This window comes from Flavobacterium sp. OHVDL-2026-0007, assembly GCF_059882335.1.
The window spans coordinates 1,591,955-1,607,860 of record NZ_CM187612.1; the positions used below are offsets into that span (position 1 = coordinate 1,591,955).

The 15,906-nt window shown below is 35.8% G+C and carries 11 protein-coding genes; 1 reads left to right on the plus strand and 10 read right to left on the minus strand.

Translation table 11 applies throughout. From position 1 onward, the window contains the following. Positions 1 to 10 precede the first annotated feature (10 nt). Genes AC51AA_RS06030 through AC51AA_RS06040 form a run of 3 tightly spaced genes read right to left on the minus strand, consistent with a single transcriptional unit; the run spans position 11 to position 6,306 of the window. Positions 11 to 1,684 (minus strand): RagB/SusD family nutrient uptake outer membrane protein, encoded by a 1,674-nt coding sequence (locus tag AC51AA_RS06030; protein WP_500704830.1) that lies wholly within the window; start codon positions 1,682 to 1,684, stop codon positions 11 to 13. Positions 1,685 to 1,695: 11 nt separating this feature from the next. Then, positions 1,696 to 4,827 carry a SusC/RagA family TonB-linked outer membrane protein gene (locus AC51AA_RS06035; RefSeq protein ID WP_500704831.1) on the minus strand — a complete coding sequence of 1,044 codons (3,132 nt, stop codon included), beginning with the start codon at positions 4,825 to 4,827 and terminating at the stop codon, positions 1,696 to 1,698. Positions 4,828 to 4,866: 39 nt separating this feature from the next. Further along, positions 4,867 to 6,306, minus strand: a complete 1,440-nt coding sequence (locus tag AC51AA_RS06040) for a glycoside hydrolase family 28 protein (RefSeq protein ID WP_500704832.1) — start codon at positions 6,304 to 6,306, stop codon at positions 4,867 to 4,869. 291 nt (positions 6,307 to 6,597) lie between these two features. Between AC51AA_RS06040 and AC51AA_RS06045 the strand changes: the two genes are divergently transcribed. Beyond that, positions 6,598 to 7,626 (plus strand): LacI family DNA-binding transcriptional regulator, encoded by a 1,029-nt coding sequence (locus AC51AA_RS06045; protein ID WP_500704833.1) that lies wholly within the window; start codon positions 6,598 to 6,600, stop codon positions 7,624 to 7,626. 130 nt (positions 7,627 to 7,756) lie between these two features. Here AC51AA_RS06045 and AC51AA_RS06050 read toward each other — a convergent pair whose 3' ends face one another. The 7 genes from AC51AA_RS06050 to kduI all read right to left on the minus strand — a co-directional run bounded on the left by AC51AA_RS06050 (position 7,757) and on the right by kduI (position 15,900). Next, the gene (locus tag AC51AA_RS06050) at positions 7,757 to 9,379 is read right to left on the minus strand and encodes a UxaA family hydrolase (protein ID WP_500704834.1); all 1,623 of its coding nucleotides are present in this window, start codon (positions 9,377 to 9,379) and stop codon (positions 7,757 to 7,759) included. Between the two features lie 2 nt (positions 9,380 to 9,381). After that, positions 9,382 to 10,848 carry a tagaturonate reductase gene (locus AC51AA_RS06055; protein WP_500704835.1) on the minus strand — a complete coding sequence of 489 codons (1,467 nt, stop codon included), beginning with the start codon at positions 10,846 to 10,848 and terminating at the stop codon, positions 9,382 to 9,384. Positions 10,849 to 11,067: 219 nt separating this feature from the next. Beyond that, on the minus strand, positions 11,068 to 11,739 hold the full coding sequence (locus AC51AA_RS06060; protein WP_500704836.1) for a bifunctional 4-hydroxy-2-oxoglutarate aldolase/2-dehydro-3-deoxy-phosphogluconate aldolase: 672 nt from the start codon (positions 11,737 to 11,739) through the stop codon (positions 11,068 to 11,070). A gap of 11 nt (positions 11,740 to 11,750) precedes the next feature. Continuing rightward, positions 11,751 to 12,773 (minus strand): PfkB family carbohydrate kinase, encoded by a 1,023-nt coding sequence (locus AC51AA_RS06065; protein ID WP_500704837.1) that lies wholly within the window; start codon positions 12,771 to 12,773, stop codon positions 11,751 to 11,753. A gap of 53 nt (positions 12,774 to 12,826) precedes the next feature. After that, complete coding sequence (gene uxaC, locus AC51AA_RS06070; RefSeq protein ID WP_500704838.1) at positions 12,827 to 14,233, minus strand: glucuronate isomerase; 1,407 nt, start codon at positions 14,231 to 14,233, stop codon at positions 12,827 to 12,829. Between the two features lie 29 nt (positions 14,234 to 14,262). Continuing rightward, entirely contained in the window at positions 14,263 to 15,054 is a 792-nt protein-coding gene (locus AC51AA_RS06075) for a gluconate 5-dehydrogenase (RefSeq protein WP_500704839.1), read from the minus strand. A gap of 6 nt (positions 15,055 to 15,060) precedes the next feature. Further along, a complete protein-coding gene (gene kduI, locus AC51AA_RS06080; RefSeq protein ID WP_500704840.1) occupies positions 15,061 to 15,900 on the minus strand; it encodes a 5-dehydro-4-deoxy-D-glucuronate isomerase in 840 nt (279 codons plus the stop codon). Positions 15,901 to 15,906 lie beyond the last annotated feature (6 nt).

The following is a 15,906-nucleotide window of genomic DNA, read 5'->3' on the forward strand; positions in this document are numbered from 1 at the left end:
TTATAAATTACTAATAACCAGGATTCTGAGGAAAATCCTTGTTTTGATTTAAATCTAAAGCAGATTGTGGTATCGGTCTTAAAATTTTAAGTTTTCCATCTACTCCAACAAAATTCGCTGCCTTGATTTTATAGTTATAAGTAGAGGCTCTGTCTACCAACGTTCCTGTTCGTTTCAAATCAAACCAACGTTTGTATTCTCCTACTAGTTCTCTTCCTCTTTCGTCTAAGATATAATTGATATTAAATTCTCCGATAAGTGCATTGGCAACACCAGCTCTTCTTCTTACTTCATTTAGACGAGCCAAACCTGTTTGTGGATCTCCTGCTTTGAAATAAGCTTCTGCCGCTATCAAATAAGTTTCTCCTAATCTCGATACAATAATATCTCTTGTACTTACAGGACCTGTACTTGATGGTGTTGTTGGATCTGGATCATCAAATTTCTTAACCGGAATGGTATAACAATCACGGTTATCAATTAGCGTGTGTTCTGCACCATATTCTCCCCAAGGGTGATAGACAAAAGTAGCCGCCTTTCTAGCTGCATTAGCTGTATTCCAAGTCGCTCTATCGGCTAGTGTAAACCATTTTGGTTCGTAGAAATGGCGCACTTTTAAACTCGCAGGATTAGCACTTCTGTAATAAGGATAATACAATATCGTTTTGGTCACACCGTTGGTTGTTTCAGGTCCTTCCAAAATTTCTGTCATGAAGGTAGCCTCCCATCTTTTATCTCCTTTTTCATACAAACCTAAAGCATAGGTTGTTGGACATAAATTATAACTTCTTAAAGGAGCTCCAGTTTCAGCACCACCTAAATAAGAACTAAAATAGTAAAACTGACTGTTCCCTAATTTTGTTGGATCAGTACTTGTTGAAGCTTTATCGTATTGAACAGAAAAAATAGTTTCTGCATTCAAATCATTTGTTGGTTTAAATAAATCTGCAAAAGCTAAATTTAATCCCTGTCCTGCAATTGCCGCATCAGCATAAGCAGCTGCTTTTGTAAAATCAGCAGCAGTACCAAAACTTTCATATCCTCTTGTTAAATACACTTTTGCCAATAAATCATTTACGGCTCTTTTGTTAACTTTCCCTGTTGTCGCATAAGCTGAAGTCCCAACAGTTGCCAAAGAAGCGTCCAAATCTGCAATAATTTGTGCATAAACTTCTTCTGCCGTATTTCTTTTAAAGGATAAAACCGCAGAGGTAATATTATCCAAAACAATAGGAACTCCACCATAGGTCTGCACCAATAAAAAATAAGCATTGGCTCTCAAATATTTTGCTTCACCCACTTGTGTATTTAAATTTGCTGTTTGCTCTGTTATGGTCGAATAGTATACCGTTTTGTTTACAGACTGGATCTGTTGATAACAAGAAATATACAAATCATCGACATTTGTAGCAGATGGAATCAATAAAGTATATTGGCTGATACCAGCTGGCTCAGGCGTTCTTCCTTCTGCGTACATATCAGTACCGGATTCAAACAACCATGGATTTCCTCCATAAACTCCTTTAAGTCTCGCATAGTTCGAGTTTACTAATAACTGAAAACCCGAGGCTGTTTTGTATGTTTCGTCAGCGGGTACATTCGAAAGGCTTTCTTCTTCAATGTAGTCACTACATGAACTGAAAACAGTAATGATTATCCCTAAAACTAATATTATTTTTTTCATTTTATATCTTATTAAAATTTAACACTTAGTCCCAATTGCGTTGTAACAGATGCAGGACGGTTAAGACCAAAAGCTGAACCTGCCCATTCCGGATCATATCCGTCAAAGTTTGTAAATACAAACGGGTCTAAAACATTTACATAAATTCTTAAATTACTCATTTTTAATTTTTGAAGTAATTCTGAATTGAAAGTATATCCTAAAGAGATATTTTTAATTTTCACATAAGAGGCATCTCTGTAGTAACCAAATAAAGACGTCCAATAAGCACCGGCTCCTGTAGCAATTGGCCCAGGTCTTGGGTTAGTATTGTTCGCATTGGCTTCAATACCTGTTCCATTAGTTGGAATAAAATAGTCCATCTTCATTTTTTGACGACCTCTATCACTTACATCCGCAAAGTTTTGATGAAAAGTACTTAACACTGTTTGCCCTTGACTTGTAATTACTGAAAAGTTAAAATCAAATTGCCCCACAGTTAATTTAGAATATAAACTTCCTTGCCAATCTGGATTAGCATTACCAATTACTTGTCTGTCATCTGCATTAAATTTACCATCTCCATTTAAATCTTTCGGTCTCGCCTGTCCTGGAGCCATACCATAAGATGCTGCCTTAGCGGCTTCGCTTTCTTGCCAAACACCATCATAAACGTAATTGTAATTTGGATTTATTTCTGACCCTAAAATCAATTTATTTCCAATATCACTTACTCTATCCTGATTGTAAATAGACTCTAGTTTGTTTACGTTTTTACTAAAAGTAAACGTAGTTTCCCAGTTCACATTTTTAGATTTTATGTTTTTAGTGGTTAACAAAACCTCGATTCCTTTATTACTTACAGAACCAACGTTAGAAAAGGTATTTTTCCACCCTGTTTCTAATGGTAATTGTTGTTTGTAAATCAAGTCATCTGATAATCGGTCATAAACATCTACACTACCTGTAATTCTATTTCTCAAGAACCCGAAATCAATACCTAAATTGATCTCTCTGGTTTTTTCCCAAGTTAAATTTTGATTGGCTAAATTCTCAGATTGCCAACCAGGAACAACATTTCCACCATTAGCATAAAAAGTTTGCTGGTTCAATAAAGCTTGTGAAGTATAAGGAGCCACATTATCATTTCCTGTATACCCTAAACTTGCTCTAAGTTTCAAATCAGAAATAGTCCCATTATCGGCCAAGAATGATTCTTTACTAATTTTCCAACCTAAAGCTACAGATGGAAAACTTTGCCATTTATTATCCGCAGACAATACAGAGGAACCATCCCATCTATTAGAAGCCGTCAATAAATATTTATCATTAAAAGTATAATTCAAACGAACAGCATAAGAACTTAGCGTATTTTTTGCATATCCTGAAGTGATATTATAACTGGTCTGAACTCCTGAACCCATATTATTTGATCCCACATCAAAAGGCTGATTATTAGAATACATATAGGAGTTTTCATCTACATTAGAATAAGAACTCTGTAATAATAACAAGCTAAAATCATGTACTTCATTAAAAGTCTTTTTCAAATCAACCTGGTTATCCCATGTATAATTAAAGTTATTGTACGTTTTAATGGATGCTGAATTTTTCCCGTTTAAAGTAACCCCTGCATTAGTCTGTGCTGTGTACGCAGAATTTGTGGTGGTATTTTGAATTCCTGCTGCAAATGTGGTTTTGAATGTCAACCATTTTAAAGGTTGGTACTGCAAATAAACATTTCCAACAGACTGCCATGTTTTTTCATTCTGAGATGAATTTGCAATCTCCATTAAGGGGTTCACCGCACTTGTCTTATTGATGGCCCAAGAACCATCTGGATACGTTAATTTTCCAGGTAGGAAAAACAAAGAACCTACTCTTTCCTTTCCTGCAGCATCAACAGCCCAAGGCGACATCAGCGGACTTAATCTAAATGCATCCTGCATGGCTAAATCACTACCAAATTGTGTATCAACATGCGCTATTGTAATATTAGCTCCTGTAGAAAATTTGTCGTTTATTTTATGGTTCAAACCTAATTTGAAAGAGTATTTATCCGTCCCATCTTTATCAAGCAGACCTTCATCACTTTGAATACCAAAACCTAAATTATAACTCAATCCTGAGTCTGAACGTCCTGAAATATTCAAATAATTATTTTGAGTCATTCCCGTTTTAAGTACCGCATTGTACCAATCAAAATCATAACCACTATTGGCTCTTGACACCAATAAAGGACTTTGATTACCCGCCAATGTAGCCAATTGAGCAGGCGTTTGTGTTAAAGGTGTAGCGCTCATATAGGCCACTTGGTGTAATTTCCACCATTCCGATCCTGTCATCATTTCAGGTAATCTTGCTGCCGTCCTGGTACCGTAAGAACTGTCAAACGTTACACTGATACCCGATTTGGCACTCGTTCCACTTTTGGTCGTCACAATGATTACCCCATTAGAACCTCTGGAACCATAAATAGCTGCAGAAGAGGCATCTTTTAAAACATCCATTCGCGCAATATCTTGTGGATTCAAAAAGTCAATTCCGTCCATAGGTACACCATCCACAACATATAATGGAGATGACCCCAGTACGTTCGGATTGCTAGAATCGGCCAATAGGGAGTTATTCCCTCTAATGACTACTTTAAATCCATCACCTACACGTCCTGAACTAGACGAAATCTGAACTCCAGGAGTACTTCCCTGAATCGCCTCTAAGGCACTTGTAGTGTTTCTTTCTGTAATCGTTGCAGCACTAATAGTGCTTACTGAGCCCGTAAGATCTGTCTTTTTTACCGATCCGTATCCCACAACAACAACTTCATTTAAGGAGTTGGATTGCTCTACAAGACTAACATTGACCTTGCTTTTTCCTGCAACACTAACTTCTTGGGTCTGAAAACCTAAATAGCTAATTACTAAAATTGCCTTGTTGTTGGTTACATTGATTTTAAAACTTCCCTCAAAATCTGTAGAGGTTCCATTTTTATTTCCTTTTTCCTGAATGTTCACTCCTGGTAATGAGAGTCCTGACGCATCAGTGATTTTTCCTTCTATGACAGTCGATTGAGCATACATAACGTTGCTCAACAAACAAGTCAGGAAAAATAAAAATACAGTATTGTATTTTACTTTTTTCTTAAATAGTTGTTTGGTATTCATAGTTTGGTATAAATGGTTTGATTAATTGTTTGTTTGTTTTTAATTTTTAATTGGTTCTACTTTCTTTTCATTTACATAGGTGTTTATAAAATTTATATTCTTCACATTTTTCAACAAATAGATCGAATCTACTTTTTGAATGACTACATTTTTTAGTGTAATATTTTCTACTGGAGATTCGGCATAGCCTTCTGCCCAAACACTATACTTACCTCCATTTTTGACTTTTATATTTTCAAGACTTATATTTCTGATTGTTGGAATAAAGTTTCCTGTCTGTGCCCCATAAACATTATAAAACATATTCAATTTCAAGACACATTCTTTAACCGTCCCCACTTCAAGATTGCGAACAAAAACGTTTTCTATAATGCCGCCTCTTTTTGAATTTGTTTTAATACGAATCGCACGGTCCAGATTCGGACTATCCATTACACAATCTTCTACAAAAACATTACGTACACCGGCAGAGATTTCACTACCAATAACGACTCCACCATGACCATCAATCATTTTACAATTTTGCACAATGATATTTTTACTAGGTATCGCTACTCTCCTCCCATCAGCATCCCGACCCGCTTTGATCGCAATACAATCATCTCCAGTATTAAACGTGCAGTTTTTTATCCATATATTTTGCGAATATTCAGGATCACAGCCATCATTATTAGGACCATGGCTGTTTACCGTAACGCCATCAATAATGATGTTGTTCGATTTTAAAGGATGTAAAATCCAAAATGGCGCATTGATAATGGTGATATCTTTTACTAAGACTGTATTGCACTCGAAAAACTCAATGAAATTGGGGCGTAAATAACGTCCTTCTCCAAAAATTCTTTCGCTAACCGGTACTCCCTTTTCAGCCATATCTACTAACACTTCACGATTCTGGGGATCATTTTGCGATGGCACTCCCTTTTTCCATCCATAGTCTTTTCCTCCTGACCAAATCCACCAATTAGTACGATCGGCCTGACCGTTAAGCGTTCCTTTTCCCGTTATGGCAACATTCTTTTTGTTTTTAGCATAAATAAGAGGAGAATAATTCATTAGCTCGGTTCCTTCAAACGAAGTATGTACCATTGGATAATCTTTTGGATTGACACTAAAAAGAACTTCAGCATCATCAGCCAAATGCAAGTTTACATTATTATCTAAATCTATGGCCCCCGTTAAATACTTCCCTTGTGGTACATATACTTGTCCCCCACCATTTTCAACACAGGCCTTTATTGCTTTTTTGAAAGCTGCTGTGTTAAGTGTTTTCCCATCCCCTACAGCACCAAAATCATTAATATTATAAATTTTATTAGAGAAGCGTGTTTGAGAAATACTTTTAATGATGGATTCCTTTTCTTTCCACGGATCAGCTCCTACACCATTAGTCACTTGTTTACCACAAGACACAACCATTAAAGCAAGTAGGCTAAAAATTACTATGGATTTAAATGTTATCATTTTATATGTAATCATTTCGAAAAGGTGTTTTATGGTTTGATTGTCAAAACTCTGTAACTATGTAATCGATTACACGAAAGTAGAAAATAAGTTCCATTGCACCAAATAAATTTCGAAATAAATTATATATTTAATTTTTATTGTTAAATATATTTACACTTAATGTAAAAAAACCCATAATTTAATAACATTGTGCAAATGAAAACGTTTTGATTACAAATTATGGTAATCGATAACATTTTATATTCAGATTATAAAAAAAAATGTACTTTTGCTTAGAATTAACCCGAAAAAATCTTTTTTTTAATGAGCGAAAAAATAACCATTTACGATATTGCTGAGAAATTAAATATCACTGCTGCTACCGTTTCAAGAGCGTTAAACAACAATCCTAAAATAAAAGAGAGCACACGTGAGTTGGTTATTAAAACTGCTGCCTCAATGGGTTATAAGCAAAACAAACTTGCTTTAGCATTGAAAAGTGGACGAAGTAATAATATAGGGGTAATCGTTCCTCGTATCGACAGTAACTTCTTCGCCTCTGTCATTAGAGGAATTGAAGAAGAATTACATCCACATGGTTATCAGGTCATTATTTGTCAAACACATGAAAGTGCCAAAAGAGAGAATGAAAATTTATACACCCTTATAGACGCTCAAGTGGACGGTATTATCATGTCGGTTACTGATGTAACTGGCGAAAATGACAGTGCTTTTCAGAATGTATTACAAAAAAATGTTCCCCTTATCTTTTTTGACAGAAGCAAACATATTGATGGTGTAAGCTCCGTAACGATCAATGACTTTAAAGGAGGTTACTTAACAACTAAACATTTAATCAACGAAGGATGTAAATGTATTGCTCACTTATCTGGTGACCAATCTCTAGAGGTATTCAAAAACAGGTTCCTAGGATACAAACAAGCTTTACTAGATAGCGGAATGCCTTTTAAGGAAGAATATGTTATAGGGGTAAAAAGTATGGTTGAGGCAGGAAAAGATGCCGTTGCCTTATTGTTGCAACTCGAGACACCTCCCGATGCTATATTCTCCTCTAGTGATTTTGCTGCTTTAGGAGCAATTCAAGAGTTAAAACAAAGAAATATTAGCATTCCTAGTGAGTTTTGTGTAGCAGGTTTTAGTAACGAACCCTTTACCAAATTCATGGAATTATCTATCACTTCTGTGGATCAGTCTCCCCTTGAAATGGGAAAAATGTCTGCACGTGTTTTCTTAGAACAAGTCGACAAAACGGTCACCACTAAAATCGAAAAAAAGGTTGTTCTTGCTCCAGAATTACACATTCGTAAATCCTCATCAAGAACCACCCTTTAATTTTGTTGAACCATTAAGAAGTAAAATTTTCTAAGACCTAAAACGTCTTTTACCTTAGAGTCTTAATGGTTGAAAAGAAAAAAAGCTCACGTTTCACATGAGCTTATAATCTAATAGGATTTGTATTTTATTAAAGTGAAACACCTCTTTTCCAAGGAATAAAGTCGTTTTGATTTAAGATCGCTGCTTTTGTTTTAATGGTACCACTGGCCACATCGATGATAAACTCCAACATTTCATCAGCCATTTCATCAATGGATTTTTCTCCCGTAATAATTCCACCGGTATCAATATCAATAATATCAGACATCTTATTGGCCAGCTGTGTGTTGGATGATATTTTCACAACCGGAGCAATTGGATTTCCTGTTGGAGTTCCTAAACCTGTTGTAAACAATACCATATTAGCTCCAGAACCTACCATTGCAGTAGTACACTCCACATCATTTCCTGGCGTACAAAGTAAAGTTAAACCTGGTGTAGTGATGTATTCACCATAATCAAAAACACCTGTAATAGGAGAAGTCCCTCCTTTTTTAGCCGCTCCTGCAGATTTCATTGCATCAGTAATTAAACCGTCTTTAATGTTTCCTGGAGAAGGATTCATATCAAATCCTGAACCAGCATCTACAACCGTTTTCTCATACCACTGCATCAAATCTAAGAAACGCTTTCCTCCTTCATCTTCTACACAACGGTTTACCAATTCTTGCTCAACCCCACATAATTCTGGGAATTCTGAAAGAATCGTAGTTCCCCCTAAAGCCGCTAATAGATCCGAGGTTACTCCTAAAGTTGGATTTGCCGAAATTCCCGAGAATCCATCTGATCCACCACATTCTAACCCAATTCTAAGTTTGGACAGTGGTGCAGGCTCTCTTTTTATTTCATTGGCTTTTTTAATCGCTTCAAAGGTATCTTTTACTACACTGCTAAGCATTGTTTCAATAGTTCCTATTTGCTGTTGATCGTAAATTAAAACTGGTTTTTTACTGTTTGGATTAATCGCATCTAAAGCATCTTTAAAAATCTGAATTTGCAAATTCTGACATCCTAAACTCAATACGGTAGCTCCAGCAACATTCGGATTGTTAACATAACCAGCCAATAACTTAGCCAAACTATGCGAATCCTGACGAATTCCTCCACAACCACCTTGGTGCGTAATAAACTTTACATCGATATTATTAAACAAGTTCGCATCATTTGAAGCTGCCTCATTTCCTGCACCACCTGTTTCTGTTTTGACTAAAGAACGAAGTAACAATTGATAATCGTTTTCTTTAGGCTTCATCAACTCTTTCTCAAAAATGTCTTTTAAGATTTCGATATTTCTGTTTTCACAAAATACTAATGGAAAAAACAACCAAACGTTTTCAGTTCCAACCTGTCCGTCTTCCCTGTGATAACCTTGCCAAGTTCTGTCTTTCCATTTATCAATATTTGGAGCTGTCCAGCCAATAGTCTCTGTTTTACCAGTAACTTTATCACTTTCATGCTTTACATTTGAAGTGGAAAGCAATCCCCCTCTTTCGATTCTCGCGCTGGCCTTTCCAACCAAAACACCATACATAATAATCCTGTCTCCTACATTAAAAGGAACCATAGCGATTTTATGTTTCATCTTAACATCACTCTCTACAGTAACATCCTCACCTTCAAAGTGTATCACTTCCCCTGCAGAAAGGTTTACTAAAGCCACTGCTACATTATCCGTAGGATGAACTTTTATTAATTTTTTTTGCGTTGCCATAACTAAACTGTCTGAGTTATTGTATTTATTTGTTTTTGAAAATTAGCAAAACCATTTTCTATTCCATTTGCATCTATTTCTTCTAATCCAATGGCAATTGCCTTAGTTAAACCTGGAACAAGCGTTAAATCTTCATCCCAGAAACTTTTATTTTGCAAAGCCAGTCTGGCTATTTTTTCATAATCATCCGATTTCCAAAGCCCATCAAAGAATGAAATAATATCTTCACTGTCATTAACAGGTAAAACTTCTCCTTTCCATGTTCCTTTGTAAAAACGTATCAAAGCTGCAAATGCAAAGGTCAGATGAACTGGAAGTTCATGACGAATGGCCACATACCCCGTTAAACTTGGTAAAACACGTACTTTGAATTTTGAAATAGAATTCAAGGCAATTGACGACAATAAGTGTTTGATAAAGGGATTTCTAAAACGATCTAAAACTTCTTCAGAAAAACTGGCTAACTCCGCCTTATCCATGTTTAAAGTTTCATTGATCTCCTCAAAAACGGCTTTGTTTACAAAGGCTCCTGTAAAAGCATTATCTACCGTTTCTTTTACTGATTCATTGCCGTAAAGCATAGAAAAGGGAACCATTGCCGTGTGGGCTCCATTTAGGATCCTAACTTTACGTGTTCGGTAAGGTTGCATATCGGCAACAATTTTTACATCTAAACCTGTTTTCTCGAACGGAAGTTTTGCTTTCAACTGCTCATCCCCTTCAATTACCCATAAAAAGAAACTCTCTGCACTTACAATCAAATCATCTTTATAATCCAATTGACTGTTATATTCTTCGATTTGGTCTTTTGGATAGCCTGGCACAATTCTATCCACCAAAGTGTTGTGGAATGAACAGCTGTTTAAAAGCCAAGAAGTAAATTCTTGCTCCAATTTCCAATCTGCACAATATTTTAATATAATTTCTTTTAAAGTATCTGAATTGTAATTAATTAATTCACAAGGAATAATGGTCAATCCTTTTTCAGTAGCTCCCTTAAAGTGTTTGAATCTTTCATGTAAAAGCACCGTTAATTTTGCCGGAAATGACACTGGTGGCTGCATAGTGGGAAGATCAGTTGCAATATACTCTATCCCTGCTTCAGTGGTATTTGAGATGATAAAAGCGAGTTCCTCTTCTTTTGCTAAAGCCAAATAATCTTGAAAAGAAGCATAAGGATCCACCGCTTTAACAATATTAGTGATTAATTCTTTTTCTTGAATTTCTTTCCCTTTTTTAACCCCTTTCATAAACAGTGTGTACAAACCGTCTTGCGCATTGATCATATTGACCAAACCTTTATCAATAGGTTGTACAACTGCAATTCCTGCATTAAAATCAGCCTCTTGATTTAATTTTTGAAAAGCATATCCAATAAAGGCTCGTAAAAAATTACCCTCGCCAAATTGTACTATTTTTATAGGAAGCTTATTTGAAAACCCCGAATTTGATCTGTTTACTTTTTCCATTATAAATTTTCTTTAAAGTGTTACAAATAACCATATTAACCACCTTATCCTTGTTATGCAACTTTGTCAAACTGTAAATGAAACATTACACTCGAGTGAGTAAAATAAACTTTGTTGTGAGGAATGACTAAGTTTATTTTTCAAGCGTAATGCTCAATTACAATCTCTAAAATCTAAAAAAAAAATGCACAACAAATAAGGAATTGGTATGATTACTCCTTATTTATTTTTAATATTTTTAATGATATCAAGTACCTGACTTACCTTGGTTTTCAAACCGTCAAAATCTTGTTTATCAAGTATATCTTTTGAAATTAATTGCGATCCAATACCCACGCAAGTTGCTCCTGCATTGAGCCATGAACTCAAACTTTCTACCGTTGGCAAAACGCCTCCAGTTGGCATTATATTGGTCCATGGGCAAGGGCCTTTAATGGCTTTTATAAATTCTGGCCCATAGATGTCTCCAGGGAATAATTTTACAATTTCGCAACCTAACTCCTCTGCTCTTGCTATTTCGGTTAAGGATCCGCAACCCGGTGACCATAATACTTTACGTCGGTTACATGCAATTGCAATATCTTCTCTAAAAACGGGTGTTACGATAAAATTAGCGCCTAAACTCATATACAATGAAGCTGCAGCAGCATCAGTTATAGAACCTACACCCAACATCATTCCAGGCAATTCAGCTAAAGCATATTTGTTTAAAGCTCCAAAAACTTCATGTGCAAAATCACCCCTGCTTGTAAACTCCATCAGTCGTGAACCACCGTCATAACAGGCCTTTAAAACCTTTTTACTAATTTCTATATCAGAATGAAAAAACAACGGAACCATACCATTTTCTTTCATCTGTACTGCTACTTCAATTCTTGAATATTTTGCCATTTTTATCTACATTATCTTGATACTAATCCACTTGAATCACCATCAATCATATTTTCAACTTCTTTTAAAGTAACCAAATTATAATCTCCTGCTATGGTGTGTTTTAAACAACAAGCTGCCACTGCAAAATCTAAAGCTCTCTGGTTATTGTTTTGATATTCTTGTAATCCATAAATTAAGCCACCCATAAAAGCATCGCCACTACCTACGCGATCGACAACAGGAGTTACTTCTTTTACAGCTGCCTGATAAATTGCTTTTCCGTCAAACAGTATACCCCCAATTCTTTGGTGCGAGGCACTTACAGAATAACGTAAAGTGGTGGCAACTGTCTTTAAATTCGGAACTAGATCAAACAACTTACTGTATAAAATTGGAAGCGATTTCTCGTCTTGATAATTAGGATTCACTTTGGGAATTCCCAACATAAAATAAGCCGTATCAATATCTCCTAAAATAACATTACTATACTTGAGCATTTCTGGCATAACCTCACTTGGGGTTTTACCGTATTGCCACAATTTTGATCGATAGTTCAAGTCGCATGAAATTGTGATTCCTAGTTGATGAGCCACTTTAATAGCTTCTAAACAAGCCTGGGCAGCACTTTCAGAAATAGCTGGTGTAATACCGCTCCAATGAAACCAATTAGCCCCTTCCAAAACTTTTTCCCAGTGAATTGAACCTTTTTCAATAGTAGCCATCGAACTATGTGCTCGATCATACACTACATGACTCCCTCTTGTTCCTGCACCCGTTTCAAGAAAATAAATCCCTAAACGTTCTCCTCCATAAACTATGTTTTTAGACTCCACGTTCATTTTTCGCATTTCCTTTAATGCCGAAGCACCAATTTCATTTTCAGGTAATCTGGTAACAAATTCGGCACTAACACCATAGTTTGCCAAAGACACACAAACATTAAATTCACCACCTCCATAAGAAGCACCAAATGCTTTGGCTTGTGAAAAACGCAAGTGTCTTTCTGTAGAAAGACGCAACATAATTTCACCGAATGCAACTACTTTACTCATGATAAATAATTTAGTGTTATTTTTCTATCCCCTTAAGGATTAAATTACTTGTATTAAAATTTGAAATATTCTTTTGCATTGTTATAAGAAATATCAGCCACTAGCTTTCCAATCCATTCCATATCATTTGGAAGCTCACCACGTTTGATTTCATCTCCTAAAAGGTTACATAAAATACGTCTGAAATATTCGTGTCTTGGAAAAGACAAAAAGCTTCTTGAATCCGTTAACATCCCAACAAAACAACTAATTAATCCCATATTTGAAAGGGCATTTAATTGTTTAGTCATGCCGTCTTTTTGATCTAAAAACCACCAACCTGATCCAAACTGTACTTTTCCTCTAACACTACCATCATTGAAATTCCCAATCATGGTGGCCATCACTTCATTGTCAGCAGGATTTAAATTATAAATAATTGTTTTAGTCAATTTATCTTTACTGTCTAATGCATTTAAGAATGACGATAGTTTTTGGGCCTGTGGATAATCTCCAATAGAATCCCAGCCTGTATCGGGTCCTAAAATTCGGTGCATACGTTCATTATTATTACGCAAGGCTCCTAAGTGAAACTGTTGTACCCAACCAAATTCATGATAGGTTTCTGATAAAAACAACAATAGAGCACTTTGAAATTTCAGCCCCTCTTCTGGCGTCACAATTCTATTTTCTCTTTTCTTTTTGAAAATAGCCCCTATTTCAGTTTCTGTGAAATTTTCAAAATAAATTTGATCCAAACCATGGTCACTCAACTTGCAACCATTAGCATTGAAAAACTCAATTCTGTTTCTTAACGCCCCGCATAAATCTGCATAGGTGTTAATAGCAAGTCCTGCCACATCCCCTAATGTGTCCAGATAGGCATTATAACCTTCATTAGAAATCAAGATAGCCTTATCAGGTCGGAAGGCCGTACTCATTTTAGTCCCAATTGGATTTTTTGCTAGTTTCTGATGAAACACTAAACTATCAATTGGATCCTCAGTGGTACAAACCAATTCAGCATTTACTTTTTTAAGCAAATTTTGTGTACTATAAGCTTGAGAATTAATTTTCTCAGTAGTTTCGATATAGATTTTCTCTGCTGATTTTTCATTCAACAAATCATGAATATCAAAATAACGCGCCAATTCTAAATGTGTCCAGTGATACAAAGGATTACGCATCGTATACGGAACCGTTTTTGCCCAGTTTAAGAACTTATCTTTATCTGAACCTGCTCCAGTTACAAACTGCTCATTAATCCCTAATGTACGCATTGCACGCCATTTGTAGTGATCTCCGTTTATCCAAACCTGAGTGATGTTGTCAAAAATTTTATCTTCAGCAATAAACTGCGGGTTCAAGTGATTATGGTAATCGATTATAGGCTGATTTTTGGAGTAATTATGATATAACTCTTCAGCAAATTTATTTTCAAGTAGAAAATTATCGTTTATAAATGTCTGATTTGCACTCATGTCTTTTTAATATAATTGAACTAATTAAATTATTCGTTTGATGGTTTACCAATTGTCGCCAGAATTCCACCGTCTACATATAAAATATGACCATTGACAAAATCACTTGCTTTTGATGATAAGAATATGGCCGCTCCTGCTAAATCGCCAGCATCACCCCATTTAGCAGCTGGAGTTCTACTAATGATAAAATCATTAAATGGATGTCCATCCACTCGAATAGGTTTTGTTTGCTCTGTAGCAAAGTAACCAGGACCAATTCCATTGATCTGAAGGTTGTGTTTTGCCCATTCCGTCGCCATATTTTTGGTCAACATTTTGAGTCCTCCCTTCGCCGCAGCATAGGCACCAACCGTACTACGACCCAATTCACTCATCATCGAACAAATGTTGATTATTTTTCCTTGTCTTCTTTCAATCATTCCTTTAGCAACCTGCTTTGAAACAATAAAAGGACTTACCAAATCTATATCAATGACTTCTTTAAAATCAGCAACTTCCATCTCAATTAAGGGAACTCTTTTAATAATTCCAGCATTGTTAATTAGGATATCAATTGGACCAACCTCACTTTGAATTTTCGCAACAGCCGTGATTACCTCTTGTTCATCGGTTACATTAAACTTATAACCAAACGCTTTGATTCCTTGACTTTGAAGCTCTTTTACTGCCTCATCAATTTTTTGCTGAGAAGAGTTTCCATTTACAATAATGGTAGCCCCTACCTCACCTAATCCTTTTGCCATGGCCATTCCCAGTCCGTGTGTACTTCCTGTAATCAAGGCCACTTTTCCTCTTATATCAAATAATGAGTTTGTCATAATTGTTTATCTTAATTCCGTGATTTTGCAAACATCCATGTCACCGTAATCTAAATTCTCACCAGCCATTCCCCAAATAAAAGTATAGTTACTAGTTCCTGCACCTGAATGAATAGACCAAGGCGGAGAAATAACTGCTTGATGATTATTCATCCAAATATGTCTTGTTTCTTGAGGCTGTCCCATAAAATGACACACTGCTTGATTTTCTGGAATATCCAAATAGAAATACACTTCCATTCTACGATCATGTACGTGTGCAGGCATCGTATTCCAAACACTTCCTGGTCTCAACTCTGTCATCCCCATTTGCAATTGGCAAGTCGTAACAACACTACCAATAATCATTTGATTTACCGTACGGTGATTGGCCGTTTCCATAGTACCCAATTCTAATTTATTGGCTTCTGCCAAACTTACTTTCACCGTTGGATAACTTGTGTGCGCCGGTGCCGAGTTGATGTAATATTTTGCCGGATTTTTACTGTCTTCACTTTTAAAGATCACTTCCTTATTACCACTTCCTACGTACAAAGCATCTTTAAATCCTAGTTGAAAAGTTTTCCCTTCAACCACAACGGAACCATTCCCTCCAACATTAATAATTCCTATTTCTCTTCTTTCTAGAAAATAAGGCGCTTTAAGTGGATCAATACTTTCTAAAGTTAAATCTTCTTTTACCGGAACAGCTGAACCAGCAATATATCGATCGTAATGAGAATACGTAAACACAATTTCATCTTCTTGCATTAAATCATCAATTAAGAATTCTTCTCTTAATTGATGCGTGTCATATTTTTTTACTGCTTCTGGATTTGAAGCGTATCTTGAACTGTGTTTTGTCATAATTTT

Coding starts and splice junctions, on each gene's coding strand:
- AC51AA_RS06030 (WP_500704830.1), bottom strand. CDS start 1,684: ATGAAAAAAATAATATTAGTTTTAGGGATAATCATTACTGTTTTCAGT.
- AC51AA_RS06035 (WP_500704831.1), bottom strand. CDS start 4,827: ATGAATACCAAACAACTATTTAAGAAAAAAGTAAAATACAATACTGTA.
- AC51AA_RS06040 (WP_500704832.1), bottom strand. CDS start 6,306: ATGATTACATATAAAATGATAACATTTAAATCCATAGTAATTTTTAGC.
- AC51AA_RS06045 (WP_500704833.1), top strand. CDS start 6,598: ATGAGCGAAAAAATAACCATTTACGATATTGCTGAGAAATTAAATATC.
- AC51AA_RS06050 (WP_500704834.1), bottom strand. CDS start 9,379: ATGGCAACGCAAAAAAAATTAATAAAAGTTCATCCTACGGATAATGTA.
- AC51AA_RS06055 (WP_500704835.1), bottom strand. CDS start 10,848: ATGGAAAAAGTAAACAGATCAAATTCGGGGTTTTCAAATAAGCTTCCT.
- AC51AA_RS06060 (WP_500704836.1), bottom strand. CDS start 11,739: ATGGCAAAATATTCAAGAATTGAAGTAGCAGTACAGATGAAAGAAAAT.
- AC51AA_RS06065 (WP_500704837.1), bottom strand. CDS start 12,773: ATGAGTAAAGTAGTTGCATTCGGTGAAATTATGTTGCGTCTTTCTACA.
- uxaC (WP_500704838.1), bottom strand. CDS start 14,233: ATGAGTGCAAATCAGACATTTATAAACGATAATTTTCTACTTGAAAAT.
- AC51AA_RS06075 (WP_500704839.1), bottom strand. CDS start 15,054: ATGACAAACTCATTATTTGATATAAGAGGAAAAGTGGCCTTGATTACA.
- kduI (WP_500704840.1), bottom strand. CDS start 15,900: ATGACAAAACACAGTTCAAGATACGCTTCAAATCCAGAAGCAGTAAAA.